This is a genomic window from Falsirhodobacter sp. 1013 (assembly GCF_051195255.1).
GTDB lineage: Bacteria > Pseudomonadota > Alphaproteobacteria > Rhodobacterales > Rhodobacteraceae > Falsirhodobacter.
In genome coordinates this window covers 157,439-170,252 of record NZ_JBNJLK010000003.1, presented here as the reverse complement: position 1 = coordinate 170,252, position 12,814 = coordinate 157,439, and the positions used below count along the sequence as shown (strand labels likewise).

The window sequence follows — 12,814 nt, the reverse complement described above, 5'->3', positions numbered from 1 at the left end:
TCTCACTCCTTCCGGCGCTTGCGCCAGATGCGGACGGTCAGCACCGCCCCCCAGATGAAACCCGCCAGCGCCAGCAGATCGAACACCAGCATCAGTGCGGGCGACCAGCCAAGCGCCCGGCCCACCCACTGCAAAAGCAGCCAGGTCAGCGCCGTCCCGGCAAGGATCAGCGCCGCACGGCGTGCGGCCAGATCCTCGGCAAGGCTCGGACGGGTGTCCATCATGCATCACCCTTCTTCGGGGCGTCTTCGTTCACTTGCTGCCCAGGCTCCGCCGTGGCGGTGCCGCCGGGGGCCGTGCCCCTGTCATCCATGCGCGCGGCCGACTTCTCGGACGATTCCTCCAGCGTCAGGCCGGTGTCGTCGATCGGATGCCCGCCGCTCAGCGTCGGTTCGCCCTGGATCGGAGCCTCGTCCACCTCGGGAGCCTTCTGCCACGGGGTGCGCAGCGGCACTTCGGTGCCGTCGATGCGCTTGATCGTGTCGCCGATGTCCTTCGCGCGCTGGACGGACCAGTTGTAAGGGGCGCGGTTCTCGTTCCCCTCCACCAGCGCGGTCGGGCCACCCTTGGCCTCGGCCCCGTAGCGGCCGTTCTGCGGGCCGGGCAACGGAACCTCTCCCCCCGCGAACCGGTCGATCAGGTCGCGCAGCACCTCGGGCGTGAGGTCTTCATAGTTGTCCTTGCCGATCTGGGCCATCGGCGCGTTCGAACAGGCGCCCAGGCATTCCACCTCCTCCCACGAGAAGCGGCCGTCGGCCGACACCTGATGGGGGTTCGGCGCGATCTTTTCCTTGCAGACGGCGATCAGATCCTCGGCCCCGCAGATCATGCAGGTGGTGGTGCCGCAGATCTGGATATGCGCCACCGTGCCCACGGGCGACAGCTGGAACATGAAGTAGAAGGTCGCCACCTCCAGCACACGGATGCGCGGCATGTCCAGCATGTCGGCCACGTATTCGATCGCCGGACGCGTCAGCCAGCCCTCCTGCTCCTGCGCGCGGAACAGCAGCGGAATGACGGCCGAGGCCTGGCGGCCTTCGGGGTACTTGGTGATCTGGCCACGGGCCCAGGCAAGGTTCGCCGGGGTGAAGGCGAAGCTGGCGGGCTGTTCAGTGTGCAGACGGCGCAGCATCAGCGGTCGACCTCTCCGAAAACGATGTCCATGGTGGCGATGATGGCCGCGACGTCGGCCAGCTGGTGGCCCTTGGCCAGCATATCCATCGCCTGAAGATGCGGGAAGCCCGGGGCGCGGATCTTGCAGCGATAGGGTTTGTTCGTCCCGTCCGAAACCAGATACACGCCGAACTCGCCCTTCGGTGCCTCCACCGCGCAATAGATCTCTCCGGCCGGAACGTGGAAGCCCTCGGTATAAAGCTTGAAGTGATGGATCAGCGACTCCATCGACCGTTTCATGTCGGCCCGCTTTGGCGGCGTGATCTTGCCGCGCGCCAGCACGTCGCCGGGGGTGTCCCGCAGCTTGGTGCAGCACTGCTTCACGATCTTCACCGACTCCACCATCTCGGCCATGCGGCACAGATAGCGGTCGTAGCAGTCGCCGTTCTTGCCGACCGGGATCTGGAAGTCGAACTCGTCATAGCATTCGTAAGGCTGCGAACGGCGCAGGTCCCAGGCAAGGCCGGAGGCGCGGGCCATCACCCCCGACATCGACCAGTCCATCACCTGCTGCTGCGACACGATGGCGATGTCCACGGTCCGCTGCTTGAAGATGCGGTTTTCCGTGATCAGGTCGTGCAAACGGTCCAGCACGGCGGGGAATGTCTCGCACCACGCCTCGATGTCGTCGATCAGGTCGGGCGGGACGTCCTGGTGCACGCCGCCGGGCCGGAAATAGGCCGCGTGCAGGCGCGCGCCGCTGGCCCGCTCATAGAACACCATCAACTCCTCGCGCGGGACGAAGGTCCAGAGCGGGGCGGTCAGCGCGCCCACGTCCATCCCGCCCGTTCCGACGTTCATCAAGTGGTTCAGCAACCGGCCCAGCTCGGCGAACAGCACCCGCAGCAGCGACGCGCGCCGCGGCACGACCGTGCCCGTCAGCGCCTCGATCGCAAGGCACCAGGCGTGTTCCTGGTTCAGGGGGGACACATAGTCCAGCCGGTCGAAATACGGCAGGTTCTGCAGATAGGTCCGGCTTTCCATCAGCTTTTCGGTGCCGCGGTGCAGCAGGCCCACATGCGGGTCGCAACGCTCCACGATCTCGCCGTCCAGCTCCAGCACAAGGCGCAGCACGCCGTGCGCCGCAGGGTGCTGCGGGCCGAAGTTCAGGTTGAAATTGCGGATCTTCTGCTCGGCCGTCTGGCCGCCGCCATGAAGCTCGTTCGCGCCGTCCATCATGTCAGACCCCCACCATGCTGCCGTGCCACGCGGCGGGCACCCGCCCGAAGCGCTGCCGGACATATTCGTATTGCGGACGCAGCGCCATCCCGGCCCGCACCCGCATCGACGACGGCAGCCACACGGCCACCCCGCCATTCACCCGCTGGCCGGCGTTCACCGACAGGGGGCCAATTCCCAGAAACGCCGCCAGCCGGGCCAAAGCCTGCGGCTGCGTCATCTCCTCGTAGAACATCACGTGCAGACGGTCGGGCCCGATCGCGCGATCCAGCCGGCCCAGCGCGCCGGCATAGTCGCTGCGCGTCCAGGACGGGCCACGACCGGCCAGCGCCTTTTCCATCGCGCGGCGGGCCAGAACGCCCACGGTTCCCGGCCAGCGCGCGGTGCGCGCGGCTTCCATGCGCACATTGCTCCACAACCGTTCCACCGGGTCGCGCAGCAGATAGATCATCTTCACGTCCGGCAGGCGGGCCAGCCGCGACAGCGCCCGCTGCGGCAGAAGGCCGTAAGCCGGGGTGAAATCGGCCACGATCTTCTGACCGTCCCGCCCCTTGCACAGGTATCCCCCATAGGCGCGCAGGTTCAGCCGTCCCTGACGCAGCACCGCCAGCCAGTCCGACAGGTCGGCGCGCAGCGGCCCTTCGGACCGCGCCACCCGTTCCTCGATCCGCCGCACCTGCGACGACCACCGGCCGTCCAGCGCGGTGGTGAAGTAATGCAGTTCCTTGATTCCGCGCAGGTGGCAGTCGCGATGACCGGCCAGCTGGTCGAACAACCAGCTGGTTCCGGCCTTGGCGGCCCCCATGCCCAGAACAAGTGTCGGCGCTTGCGTCACGGTTTCGCCTTGTCGTCGCCCGGAAGGATGTAGTTGGCCCCTTCCCACGGGCTCATGAAATCGAACTGCCGGTATTCCTGCGTCAGCCGCACGGGTTCGTAGACGACGCGCTTCTGCACCTCGTCATACCGCACCTCGGTGTAGCCGCTGGTGGGGAAGTCCTTGCGCAGCGGATGACCGCGGAAGCCGTAATCCGTCAAAAGGCGCCGCAGGTCCGGATGGCCGGAGAAGAGGATGCCGAACATGTCGAACACCTCCCGCTCGTACCAGTTGGCGACGGGGAAGACGGAGGTCAGCGAGGGGACCATCTCCTCCTCGTCGATGGCGATCTTCAGGCGGACGCGCTGGTTCTGGTGCATCGACAGGAAGTGATACACCATGTCGAACCGCTTCGGCCGCTCGGGGTAGTCCACGGCGGTGATGTCGGTCAGCACGCCAAAGCGCAGCGCCGGGTCCTGCTTCAGCTGCTCGGCCAGGCGCACCAGACCGTCCAGCGTGACATCCAGGCTCAGCACGCCAAAGCTGATGGACCGGTCCAGCACCGCGCCACCGGCACGGGCTTCGATCGTCAGGGCGAGGTCTTCGAGGGCTTCGTTCATCGTGGCTCCTCCTTACCGGGTCAGGGTGCCGGTTCGGCGGATCTTCCGCTGAAGCTGCAGAAGGCCATAAAGCAACGCCTCGGCCGTGGGGGGGCAGCCGGGAACGTAGATGTCTACCGGCACGATGCGGTCCACGCCGCGCACCACCGAATAGCTGTAATGGTAATAGCCGCCGCCATTGGCGCAGCTTCCCATTGAGATGACGTAGCGCGGCTCCGGCATCTGGTCGTAGACCTTGCGCAGCGCGGGGGCCATCTTGTTGGTCAGCGTGCCGGCCACGATCATCAGGTCCGACTGCCGCGGCGAGGCGCGGGGCGCGATGCCGAACCGTTCCACGTCGTAACGCGGCATGGAGGTCTGCATCATCTCCACCGCGCAGCAGGCCAGACCGAAGGTCATCCAGTGCAGCGAGCCGGTGCGTGCCCAGTTGATCACATCTTCGGTGGAGGTCAGCAGGAAGCCCTTGTCCTGCAATTCGCGGTTCAGCGACTGGGTGGCCACCTCGCGGTCGCCGCCGGCGCTGTTGGCTCCGGTGCTCAGGCCCATTCGAGTGCCCCCTTCTTCCATTCATAGATGAAGCCGACGGTCAGCACGCCCAGGAAGACCATCATCGACCAGAACGCCATCATGGAGATGCCGCCGAAGGCCACGGCCCAGGGGAACAGGAACGCCACCTCCAGGTCGAAGATGATGAACAGGATCGACACCAGATAGAAGCGGACGTCGAACTTCATGCGCGCGTCGTCGAAGGCGTTGAAGCCGCATTCGTAGGCCGACACCTTTTCGGGATCGGGATTGCGTACGGCCAGCAGCAGCGCCGCCAGGATCATGACCAGGCCCAACGCCACGACAATGACAAGAAAGACGACGAGCGGAAAATACTCTCGGAGAAGTCCGTCCACGAGTGGCTCCTTCGGCCTGCGGCCTTTGCGGCGCGCGCGAAAAGTTGCTGCCCTCCATGTATCCTTGCACAGGCGTCCGGTCAACCGAACCCCGCCGGCCGCAACATCAATAAAACAAGGATATGACAGCAACAGGTTCAAAATATTCGCAACCCGTGCATGCCTTCGAATGCCATGGCATACCGCACGAGTCGCGGGAGATCAGATCAGCGAGGCGACAACCCGCCCAAGGTCGGCATAGGATTCCAGCAGGGCGTCGGGTTCCAGCCGCTCCACCCCCCGCCCCTCGGGCCCGAAGGTGACGAGCGCGACAGGCACACCGGCCGCCCGCGCGGTCAGGAAATCCGTCTCGGTGTCGCCCACCAGCATCGAGGTCGTCCCACCGACCCGCCGGACCGCTTCAAGGTACGGAGATGGGTGCGGTTTGCGTTCAGACAAGGTGTCGGCCCCGATCAGCGACCCGAACAGATCACGAACACCCAGCGTCGTCAAAAGCGTCTCGGCCAACCCTTCCGGCTTGTTGGTGCAGATGGCCGTGGCATGGCCGTCGCGGCGCAACTGCTCCACCGCCTCGGCCGCGCCGGGATAAAGCTTCGTGTGCACCGCGATCGCCTGCCCGTAATAGTCCAGCAGCAGCGGATACTGGTCCTCGACGTCCACCTCGGTCCAGTCGATGCCCACACGTTCAAAGCCCAGCCGCAGCATCGGCCGCCCCCCGCGCAAGGCGGTCCCGGAATCCGTGGCCATCACCAGCGGATCGCCATGCCCCAGCGCGCGGAAACACGCATTGGCCGAGGCGAGGAGATCCGCCGCCGTGTCGGCCAGCGTCCCGTCCAGATCGAAGACCACCGTGCGCATTGAAACCTCCGGAAAGAGAGTGTGACCGGTCCGCCCCTTGCGGCGATCTGCCCAAGGGGTAAAACCACCCGCACAAGAAGACCAGAGGGACACATGGCCGGCACATCGCTTATCATCCTTGCCGCGGGGCTCGGCTCGCGCATGAATTCGGATCTGCCGAAGGTGCTGCACCCACTGGCGGGGGCCCCGATGCTGCATCACGCGATGCAGGCGGGCCGCGCGCTGGACCCGGTCCGCACCGTCATCGTGGCGGGCCACGGCGCGGCGGAGGTCGAAAAGGCCGCCCGCGTTTATGACCCGGATGTGGAGGTCGTGCTGCAAGCCGAACAGCTGGGCACCGGCCATGCGGTCCGGCAGGCGGCGGGCCTTCTGACCGGCCAATCGGGCGACGCGGTCGTGCTGTATGGCGACACCCCCTTCATCCGGGCGGAAACGCTGGAAGCGATGCAGGCCGCCCGCGCCCGCCACGCCGTTGTCGTCCTCGGCTTCCGGCACGAAGGGCCGGGCCGCTACGGCCGCCTTGTCACGCAAGGTGAGGCGTTGGAGCGGATCGTCGAATACAAGGACGCGACTGCCGAAGAACGCGCCATAACCCTGTGCAATTCGGGCGTGATCTGCGCCCAGACCTCGGTCCTGCTGGATCTGGTCGCGGCGGTCGGCAACGACAACGCGTCGGGCGAATACTACCTGACCGACATCGTGCAGATCGCCCGCGAACGCGGCCTGACCGCCGGCGTCGTCATCTGCGACGAGGCCGAGACGCTGGGCATCAACACCCGCGCCGAACTCAGCCAGGCCGAGGCCGCCTTCCAGGCCCGCGCCCGGGCCGAGGCGCTGGAGAATGGCGTGACCCTGACCGCGCCCGAAACCGTCTTCCTGGCGCTGGACACGGTGATCGGCCGCGACGCGGTGATCGGGCCGAACGTGGTCTTCGGCCCCCGCGTCACGATCGAAAGCGGGGCCGAGGTGCGGGCCTTCTGCCATCTGGAAGGGTGCCACATCTCGCGCGGGGCCACGGTCGGCCCCTTCGCCCGCCTGCGCCCCGGCGCCGAACTGGCCGAGGATGTGCATGTCGGCAACTTCGTCGAGATCAAGAACGCCGTGCTGGACGAAGGCGTGAAGGTCGGCCACCTGACCTATCTGGGCGACGCCCATGTGGGCGAGAAGACGAACATCGGCGCGGGCACCATCACCTGCAACTATGACGGCGTGAACAAGCACCACACGGAAATCGGCCCCCGCGTCTTCATCGGGTCGAACACCATGCTGGTCGCGCCCGTCACCGTGGGCCGCGACGCCATGACCGGATCGGGGTCCGTCATCACCGAGGATGTGCCGGCGGAGGCGCTGGCCATCGGACGTGCCCGTCAGGTGACCAAGCCCGGCATGGCCGTCCGCCTGATGGACCTGTTCCTGTCCAAGAAGAAGAAAGTCTGACAGATGTGCGGAATCATTGGCATTCTTGGAAAGAACGAAGTCGCCCCCCAGCTGGTGGAGGCGCTGAAGCGGCTGGAATATCGCGGCTATGATTCCGCCGGGATCGCCACGGTGGACGGCACGGCGCTGGACCGCCGCCGCGCGGTGGGCAAGCTGGTGAACCTGTCGGACCTGCTGGTGCACGATCCGCTGCGCGGCAAGTCCGGGATCGGCCACACCCGCTGGGCCACGCACGGCGCGGCGACGGTGGACAACGCCCACCCCCACAAGGCGGGCCGCGTCGCCGTCGTGCACAACGGCATCGTGGAGAACTTCCGCGAGTTGCGCGAGGAGCTGGCCGCCGACGGCTACACCACGACCAGCCAGACCGACACCGAGGTCGTGGCCCTTCTGGCCGCCCGCGCCATGGACCGCGGCGCCGCCCCCCGCGACGCGGCCTTCGCCACGGTGGACCGGCTGCACGGGGCCTTCGCCCTCGCCTTCCTGTTTGACGGCGAGGATGACCTGATGATCGGCGCGCGCAAGGGCTCCCCCCTCGCAGTGGGTCATGGGGATGGGGAGATGTTTCTCGGCTCCGACGCGATCGCGCTGGCGCCCTTCACCAACCGCATCACCTATCTGGAGGAAGGCGACCGCGTCGTCCTGACCCGCGCGGGGGCCGAGATCACGGACGCCGCCGGCCGCCACGCCAACCGCGCGCTGGCCCGGATAGAGGTGGGGGCGACCCAGATCGACAAGGGGGGCTTCCGGCACTTCATGGCGAAGGAGATCGCGGAGCAACCCGCCGTCCTCGCCGACGCGCTGACCCATTACGTCCGCGACGGGCAGCTTCAGGTGCCGCTGGACTTTTCCGACATGGACCGCCTGACGCTGGTCGCCTGCGGCACCGCCCATTACGCCTGCCATGTCGCGAAATACTGGTTCGAACAGATCGCCCGCCTGCCCGTCGAGATCGACATCGCGTCGGAGTTCCGCTACCGCGATCCCGTCCTGACGGACCGCCAATGGGCCGTCTTCGTCAGCCAGTCGGGCGAAACGGCCGACACGCTGGCCGCCCTGCGCCACGCCTCGGGTCAGGTGGGGAAAACGGTGGCCGTGGTGAACGTCGCCACCTCCTCCATCGCGCGGGACGTGGACGTGGCCCTGCCCATCCTCGCGGGGGTGGAGGTGGGCGTCGCCTCCACCAAGGCGTTCTCGTGCCAGCTTCTGGTGCTTCTGCTGATGGCGCTGAAGGCCGCGCATGACCGGGGGCGGATAGACGACGCGGCCTTGTCCGCGCATCTGGCCGATCTGGCCACCCTGCCCGGCCTGATGAACCAGACCCTGACCGTGGCCGATCCCATCGCCGCGCTGGCCGACCGCCTGGCCGAAGCGCAGGACATCCTGTTCCTCGGCCGCGGCCCGATCTACCCGCTCGCCCTCGAAGGCGCGCTGAAGATGAAGGAGCTGAGCTACATCCACGCCGAGGGCTACGCCTCGGGCGAGTTGAAACACGGCCCCATCGCCCTGATCGACGCGCATGTGCCGGTGATCGTGCTGGCCCCGCGCGACGCGCTGTTTGAAAAGACCGTGTCCAACATGCAGGAGGTGATGGCCCGCCACGGCCGCGTCCTCCTCATCTCGGACGAGACGGGGCTGCGCGAGGCGGGGGAGGATTGCTGGCGCACCTTGCGGATGCCGGACGTCCCCGCCTTGCTGGCCCCGCTGGTTTATGCCATTCCCGCGCAACTTCTGGCCTATCACACGGCCGTCGCGAAAGGGACCGATGTGGATCAACCGCGCAATCTTGCCAAATCGGTGACGGTCGAATGACCCCGCTGGACGCCTTGCGCGCCGCAGGCAGCCCCGACCGCGCCGCCGAAGCCGCCGCCCGGCACGAAACGGACCGCGAATACCTCGGCACCCCTCTTCCCGCGATCGACGCGCTGGTGGCCGAATGGCGGGCCGAACTGTCGGTGGAGGAGCGGGTCGCCCTTGCCGGCTCCCTTTGGCACAGCAACGTGCACGAGGCGCGGATCGCCGCCGCCCGCCTGCTGCTGCAAGCCCGCCTGCGCCCGGACGAGGCCGCGTGGCGGCTGGTGCAGGACTGGATCGGGCAGCTGGACAACTGGGCCATCGCCGACGCCGTGGGCAAGGCCGCCGAAAAGCGCGTCATGGCCGATCTGGCCCGGCTGGAGGAGGTGGCGCAGTGGCTGCCCTCCGAAAACCCCTGGGCCCGCCGCAGCGCGCTGATCGCCACGAACCCCATGGCCAAGAAGAACAACACCAAGCCCGAGGAGCAGGACGCAAGGGAAGAGGTGCTGGACTGGATGGTGGACCTGCTGGCCGACCGCGACTGGCATGTGCAGAAGGCCATCGCCACCTGGCTGCGGGATCTGGCCAAGCACGATCCCGAACGGGTGCGCGCCTTCCTGGCCGAACATGGCGAGGTGATGCGCGGTTTCACCCGCAAGGACGTGGCCAAGGCTGTATAACGCAAAAGGCGCCCCGCGGGGCGCCTTTCTGATTTCAGAAGTGGATCGCGCGGCCGTAGGCGTCCAGCACAGATTCGTGCATCATCTCGGACAACGTGGGGTGCGGGAAGACGGTGTTCATCAGGTCTTCCTCGGTCGTTTCCAGCGTCCGGCCGATGACATAGCCCTGGATCAGCTCCGTCACCTCGGCCCCGATCATGTGGGCACCCAGCAACTCGCCCGTCTTGGCGTCGAAGACGGTTTTCACGAAGCCTTCGGCCTCTCCCAACGCGATGGCCTTGCCGTTGCCGATGAACGGGAATTTGCCGACCCGCACCTCGTAACCCGCCTCTTTCGCGCGCGCCTCGGTCAGGCCAACCGACGCCACCTGGGGCGAGCAATAGGTGCAGCCCGCGATCGTGCCCGGCTTGATCGGGTGGGCATGCTTGCCCGCGATCAGTTCGGCGACCATCACGCCTTCATGGCTGGCCTTGTGCGCCAGCCAGGGCGCGCCTGCGATGTCGCCGATGGCATAGAGCCCCTCAACGCCCGTGCGGCAATATTCGTCCACCAGCACATGCGTCCGCTCGATCTTGACGCCCAACTCTTCCAGCCCCAGCCCCTCGACATTGCCGACGATGCCCACGGCCGAGATGACGGTGTCGAATTCCTGCGTCGTGGTCTTGCCGCCGGCTTCCAGATAGGCCGTGACCTTGCCGTTCGCCTTGTCCAGCTTCTTCACGGTCGTCTTTTCAAGGATCTTCATCCCCTGCTTCTCGAACGCCTTCTTGGCAAAGGCGGACACCTCGGCATCCTCCACCGGCAGGACGCGGTCCATCACCTCCACCACGGTCGTGTCGGCGCCCATGGTGTTGAAGAAGGACGCGAATTCGATCCCGATGGCGCCCGACCCGATGACGAGCAGCTTTTTCGGCATCCGTTTCGGTTCCAGCGCGTGGCGATAGGTCCAGACCAGATCGCCGTCCGCTTCCAGCCCCGGAAGGGTGCGGGCGCGGGCGCCGGTGGCCAGGACGATATTCTTCGCGGTCAGCTCCTTGCCGTCCACAAGGACCTTGCCCTTGCCGGCCAGTTTCGCCTCGCCCATCACAACGGTGATCTTGTTCTTCTTCATCAGGTGCCCGATGCCCGAGGACAGCTGCTTCGACACCCCGCGCGAACGTTTGACCACCGCGTCCAGATCGAAGTCCAGCCCGTCAGCCTTCAGTCCGAACTCCTTGGCGCGGTGCATCAGGTGGAACACCTCGGCCGAGCGCAGAAGCGCCTTCGTGGGAATGCAGCCCCAGTTCAGGCAGATCCCGCCCAGATTCTCACGCTCGATGATCGCGACCTTCAGGCCCAGCTGGGCGCCGCGGATGGCAGCCACATAGCCGCCAGGTCCCGCGCCGATCACGATCATGTCGAAATTGTCGGCCATCTGACTCTCCGATGAAAACTGGTTTAATATTAAACCATCAGTCCGCGACGCGCAACGCGGGGGTTGTGCGGAACCGTTCGACGAAGCCGGCATAGCCCCCGTCGTCCAGAAAGGCCTGCTCCTCGGGCGTGTTTTCCCGGCCGAGGGCTGCGTTCCGGTCGGGGAACCGGCCGAACTTGTGGATGATCGCCTGATGTGCCTCGGCGTGCAAAAGGTTGTCGGCCCCCGTTTCGGGCATCCGTTCGCGGAACAGGTGGACCGACAGCGACTGGTCGTCGGGATATTCCGAATGTTCGAACGGCAGGTAGAAGAACTGCCGTTCCGGCTCGGGCGCGCCCATGTCCCAGCCGTGGTCCAAGGCCCGCCGCGCGGCGGCCCGCGCCTGCCCGTCGGTCGCGAAGGCCCGCGCCTTGCCCCGCCACAGGTTGCGGGAAAACTGGTCGCACACCAGAAGATAGGCCAGCGTTCCCGCCGGTCCCGTGACCCAATGTTCCAGCCCGCCCTGCAAGGCGGCTTCCCACAGGTCCCCGAACCTTTCCCGGATCTCCAGATCCAGTTCCGGATCGGCGACATACCAGAAGTCGGGCGACACTTCGTCCAGCCAGAATTCGAGCACGCTTTGCGGATCGTCCATGGTTTCTCCTCCTCGGCTCAGGGTGACAGAGCGGGGCTTGCGTGGCAACCTAGCGCGGTTCCACCGTCGCGGCAGTGTCCTGCCCCGCCTCCTCCATCAGGACGCCGACGGCCACGGGGGCCGCCATGGGGGCCATGGCCGCGAACGTCCCCGTCTCCTCGGGGTTGGGGGCGTTGCGCTGGGTCATCCGATAGGCGGCATAGGCGGCGATGCAGGTCATCAGCGTCAGGATGAACACGAAGAACCCCTGCGGGCCGATTTTGTTCATCATCCAGCCCGTGATCAGCGGCCCGGTCGACGCGCCAAGCCCGTTCATCAGCAAAAGGCCCGCGCTGGCGCCCGCCATCTGCTCCTTGGCAAGGAAGTCGTTCGTGTGGGCGATCAGCAGCGCGTAAAGCGGGTTCGCGACCCCGCCCAGCAGCATGGCGGCCGGCACCAGCACCCAAATGGTGATGGGCAGAAAGGTCGTGACCAGCATCGCCACCGCCCCGAAGGCCGAGACGACGCAGATCACCAGCCGCCGGTCCATCCGGTCCGACAGCCAGCCGATCGGATACTGGAAGATCAGCCCGCCCAGATACATCGACCCGATGAAGAGGGAGATTTCGGCCACGCTGAGGCCGACGATCGTGCCCCAGACGGAGGCCATCCCGAACATCGCCGAAAAGATCCCGCCCGACAGGAACATGCCGACCACCCCCAGCGGCGATACTTCATACAGGCGGCGGAAGGGCAGACGTTCCGTCGTCTCGAACGTGGGGGCCTGCGTCACGGTCAGCAGGATCGGCAGGAACGACACGGACACCAGCACCGAGGGCAGCACGAACATGGCAAAGCCCGCCGGATCCCCGACGTTCAGCAGCAGCTGCGAGGTGATGATCCCCAGCATCTGCACAATCATGTAAAGCGACAGGGCCTGGCCCCGCGTTTCGTTGGTGGAGGTGTTGTTCAGCCAGCTTTCCGCCGCGATGTAGACGCCCGAGAAGCTGAACCCGATGGCCACCCGCATCAGCGACCACAGCATCCAGTCCGGCAGCACCGGAAAGCACACCAGCACCGCCGAGATGATGGAGCCCAGCGCCGCGAAGACCCGCACATGCCCCACCCGCTGGATCATCTCGGGCACCGCGCGCGACCCGAACACGAAGCCGAGGTAGTAGCAGGCCATCACGACCGACATCTGAAGGGTGGAAAACCCCTCGATCCCGCCGCGGATGCCCAAAAGCGAGCTTTGCAGGCCATTGCCCACCAGCAACAGCAGAACACCGACCAGAAGCGGCCAGGTGGAGGTCAGGACGGACAGCATGGG

14 protein-coding genes are annotated in these 12,814 nt (G+C 66.5%); 3 read left to right on the top strand and 11 right to left on the bottom strand.

What is annotated here, in order from left to right:
• Window positions 1–2 precede the first annotated feature (2 nt).
• From ACSHZY_RS07105 to ACSHZY_RS07070, 8 genes are all read right to left on the bottom strand, one after another.
• Window positions 3–224 carry a DUF5337 family protein gene (locus tag ACSHZY_RS07105; protein ID WP_435167389.1) on the bottom strand — a complete coding sequence of 74 codons (222 nt, stop codon included), beginning with the start codon at window positions 222–224 and terminating at the stop codon, window positions 3–5.
• The gene (nuoE, locus tag ACSHZY_RS07100; RefSeq protein WP_435167387.1) at window positions 221–1,132 is read right to left on the bottom strand and encodes an NADH-quinone oxidoreductase subunit NuoE; all 912 of its coding nucleotides are present in this window, start codon (window positions 1,130–1,132) and stop codon (window positions 221–223) included. Before nuoE ends, ACSHZY_RS07105 begins: the two co-directional genes overlap by 4 nt.
• Window positions 1,132–2,352: an NADH-quinone oxidoreductase subunit D gene (locus tag ACSHZY_RS07095; RefSeq protein WP_435167384.1), complete on the bottom strand. Its 1,221-nt coding sequence runs from the start codon at window positions 2,350–2,352 to the stop codon at window positions 1,132–1,134. Before ACSHZY_RS07095 ends, nuoE begins: the two co-directional genes overlap by 1 nt.
• Before the next feature lies 1 nt (window position 2,353).
• Window positions 2,354–3,187: a sulfotransferase gene (locus ACSHZY_RS07090; protein ID WP_435167382.1), complete on the bottom strand. Its 834-nt coding sequence runs from the start codon at window positions 3,185–3,187 to the stop codon at window positions 2,354–2,356.
• Complete coding sequence (locus tag ACSHZY_RS07085) at window positions 3,184–3,786, bottom strand: NADH-quinone oxidoreductase subunit C (RefSeq protein WP_435167379.1); 603 nt, start codon at window positions 3,784–3,786, stop codon at window positions 3,184–3,186. Before ACSHZY_RS07085 ends, ACSHZY_RS07090 begins: the two co-directional genes overlap by 4 nt.
• A 12-nt stretch (window positions 3,787–3,798) precedes the next feature.
• Window positions 3,799–4,332 carry a NuoB/complex I 20 kDa subunit family protein gene (locus ACSHZY_RS07080; RefSeq protein WP_435167376.1) on the bottom strand — a complete coding sequence of 178 codons (534 nt, stop codon included), beginning with the start codon at window positions 4,330–4,332 and terminating at the stop codon, window positions 3,799–3,801.
• Complete coding sequence (locus ACSHZY_RS07075) at window positions 4,323–4,688, bottom strand: NADH-quinone oxidoreductase subunit A (protein ID WP_435167373.1); 366 nt, start codon at window positions 4,686–4,688, stop codon at window positions 4,323–4,325. The genes ACSHZY_RS07080 and ACSHZY_RS07075 overlap by 10 nt, the downstream gene beginning before the upstream one ends.
• A 201-nt stretch (window positions 4,689–4,889) precedes the next feature.
• A complete protein-coding gene (locus ACSHZY_RS07070) occupies window positions 4,890–5,546 on the bottom strand; it encodes an HAD-IA family hydrolase (protein ID WP_435167370.1) in 657 nt (218 codons plus the stop codon).
• Between the two features lie 93 nt (window positions 5,547–5,639).
• On the opposite strand from ACSHZY_RS07070, the gene glmU reads away from it, so the two are divergent.
• The 3 genes from glmU to ACSHZY_RS07055 are packed head-to-tail and all read left to right on the top strand — an operon-like array spanning window position 5,640 to window position 9,457.
• Window positions 5,640–6,983 (top strand): bifunctional UDP-N-acetylglucosamine diphosphorylase/glucosamine-1-phosphate N-acetyltransferase GlmU, encoded by a 1,344-nt coding sequence (gene glmU / locus ACSHZY_RS07065; protein ID WP_435167368.1) that lies wholly within the window; start codon window positions 5,640–5,642, stop codon window positions 6,981–6,983.
• Between the two features lie 3 nt (window positions 6,984–6,986).
• Window positions 6,987–8,795 (top strand): glutamine--fructose-6-phosphate transaminase (isomerizing), encoded by a 1,809-nt coding sequence (gene glmS, locus ACSHZY_RS07060; RefSeq protein WP_435167366.1) that lies wholly within the window; start codon window positions 6,987–6,989, stop codon window positions 8,793–8,795.
• On the top strand, window positions 8,792–9,457 hold the full coding sequence (locus ACSHZY_RS07055; RefSeq protein WP_435167363.1) for a DNA alkylation repair protein: 666 nt from the start codon (window positions 8,792–8,794) through the stop codon (window positions 9,455–9,457). Before glmS ends, ACSHZY_RS07055 begins: the two co-directional genes overlap by 4 nt.
• Before the next feature lie 34 nt (window positions 9,458–9,491).
• On the opposite strand, the gene lpdA is transcribed toward ACSHZY_RS07055, so the two are convergent.
• Genes lpdA through ACSHZY_RS07040 form a run of 3 tightly spaced genes read right to left on the bottom strand, consistent with a single transcriptional unit; the run spans window position 9,492 to window position 12,811 of the window.
• On the bottom strand, window positions 9,492–10,871 hold the full coding sequence (gene lpdA, locus ACSHZY_RS07050) for a dihydrolipoyl dehydrogenase (protein ID WP_435167360.1): 1,380 nt from the start codon (window positions 10,869–10,871) through the stop codon (window positions 9,492–9,494).
• Between the two features lie 37 nt (window positions 10,872–10,908).
• On the bottom strand, window positions 10,909–11,505 hold the full coding sequence (locus ACSHZY_RS07045) for a DUF924 family protein (RefSeq protein ID WP_435167357.1): 597 nt from the start codon (window positions 11,503–11,505) through the stop codon (window positions 10,909–10,911).
• Window positions 11,506–11,554: 49 nt separating this feature from the next.
• Complete coding sequence (locus ACSHZY_RS07040; RefSeq protein WP_435167354.1) at window positions 11,555–12,811, bottom strand: MFS transporter; 1,257 nt, start codon at window positions 12,809–12,811, stop codon at window positions 11,555–11,557.
• Window positions 12,812–12,814: the final 3 nt, after the last annotated feature.

What these genes read in the sequence shown, in the direction of transcription:
- ACSHZY_RS07105 (WP_435167389.1), bottom strand. Translation starts at nt 224, where the DNA reads ATGATGGACACCCGTCCGAGCCTTGCCGAGGATCTGGCCGCACGCCGT.
- nuoE (WP_435167387.1), bottom strand. Translation starts at nt 1,132, where the DNA reads ATGCTGCGCCGTCTGCACACTGAACAGCCCGCCAGCTTCGCCTTCACC.
- ACSHZY_RS07095 (WP_435167384.1), bottom strand. Translation starts at nt 2,352, where the DNA reads ATGATGGACGGCGCGAACGAGCTTCATGGCGGCGGCCAGACGGCCGAG.
- ACSHZY_RS07085 (WP_435167379.1), bottom strand. Translation starts at nt 3,786, where the DNA reads ATGAACGAAGCCCTCGAAGACCTCGCCCTGACGATCGAAGCCCGTGCC.
- ACSHZY_RS07080 (WP_435167376.1), bottom strand. Translation starts at nt 4,332, where the DNA reads ATGGGCCTGAGCACCGGAGCCAACAGCGCCGGCGGCGACCGCGAGGTG.
- ACSHZY_RS07070 (WP_435167370.1), bottom strand. Translation starts at nt 5,546, where the DNA reads ATGCGCACGGTGGTCTTCGATCTGGACGGGACGCTGGCCGACACGGCG.
- glmU (WP_435167368.1), top strand. Translation starts at nt 5,640, where the DNA reads ATGGCCGGCACATCGCTTATCATCCTTGCCGCGGGGCTCGGCTCGCGC.
- glmS (WP_435167366.1), top strand. Translation starts at nt 6,987, where the DNA reads ATGTGCGGAATCATTGGCATTCTTGGAAAGAACGAAGTCGCCCCCCAG.
- ACSHZY_RS07055 (WP_435167363.1), top strand. Translation starts at nt 8,792, where the DNA reads ATGACCCCGCTGGACGCCTTGCGCGCCGCAGGCAGCCCCGACCGCGCC.
- lpdA (WP_435167360.1), bottom strand. Translation starts at nt 10,871, where the DNA reads ATGGCCGACAATTTCGACATGATCGTGATCGGCGCGGGACCTGGCGGC.
- ACSHZY_RS07045 (WP_435167357.1), bottom strand. Translation starts at nt 11,505, where the DNA reads ATGGACGATCCGCAAAGCGTGCTCGAATTCTGGCTGGACGAAGTGTCG.
- ACSHZY_RS07040 (WP_435167354.1), bottom strand. Translation starts at nt 12,811, where the DNA reads ATGCTGTCCGTCCTGACCTCCACCTGGCCGCTTCTGGTCGGTGTTCTG.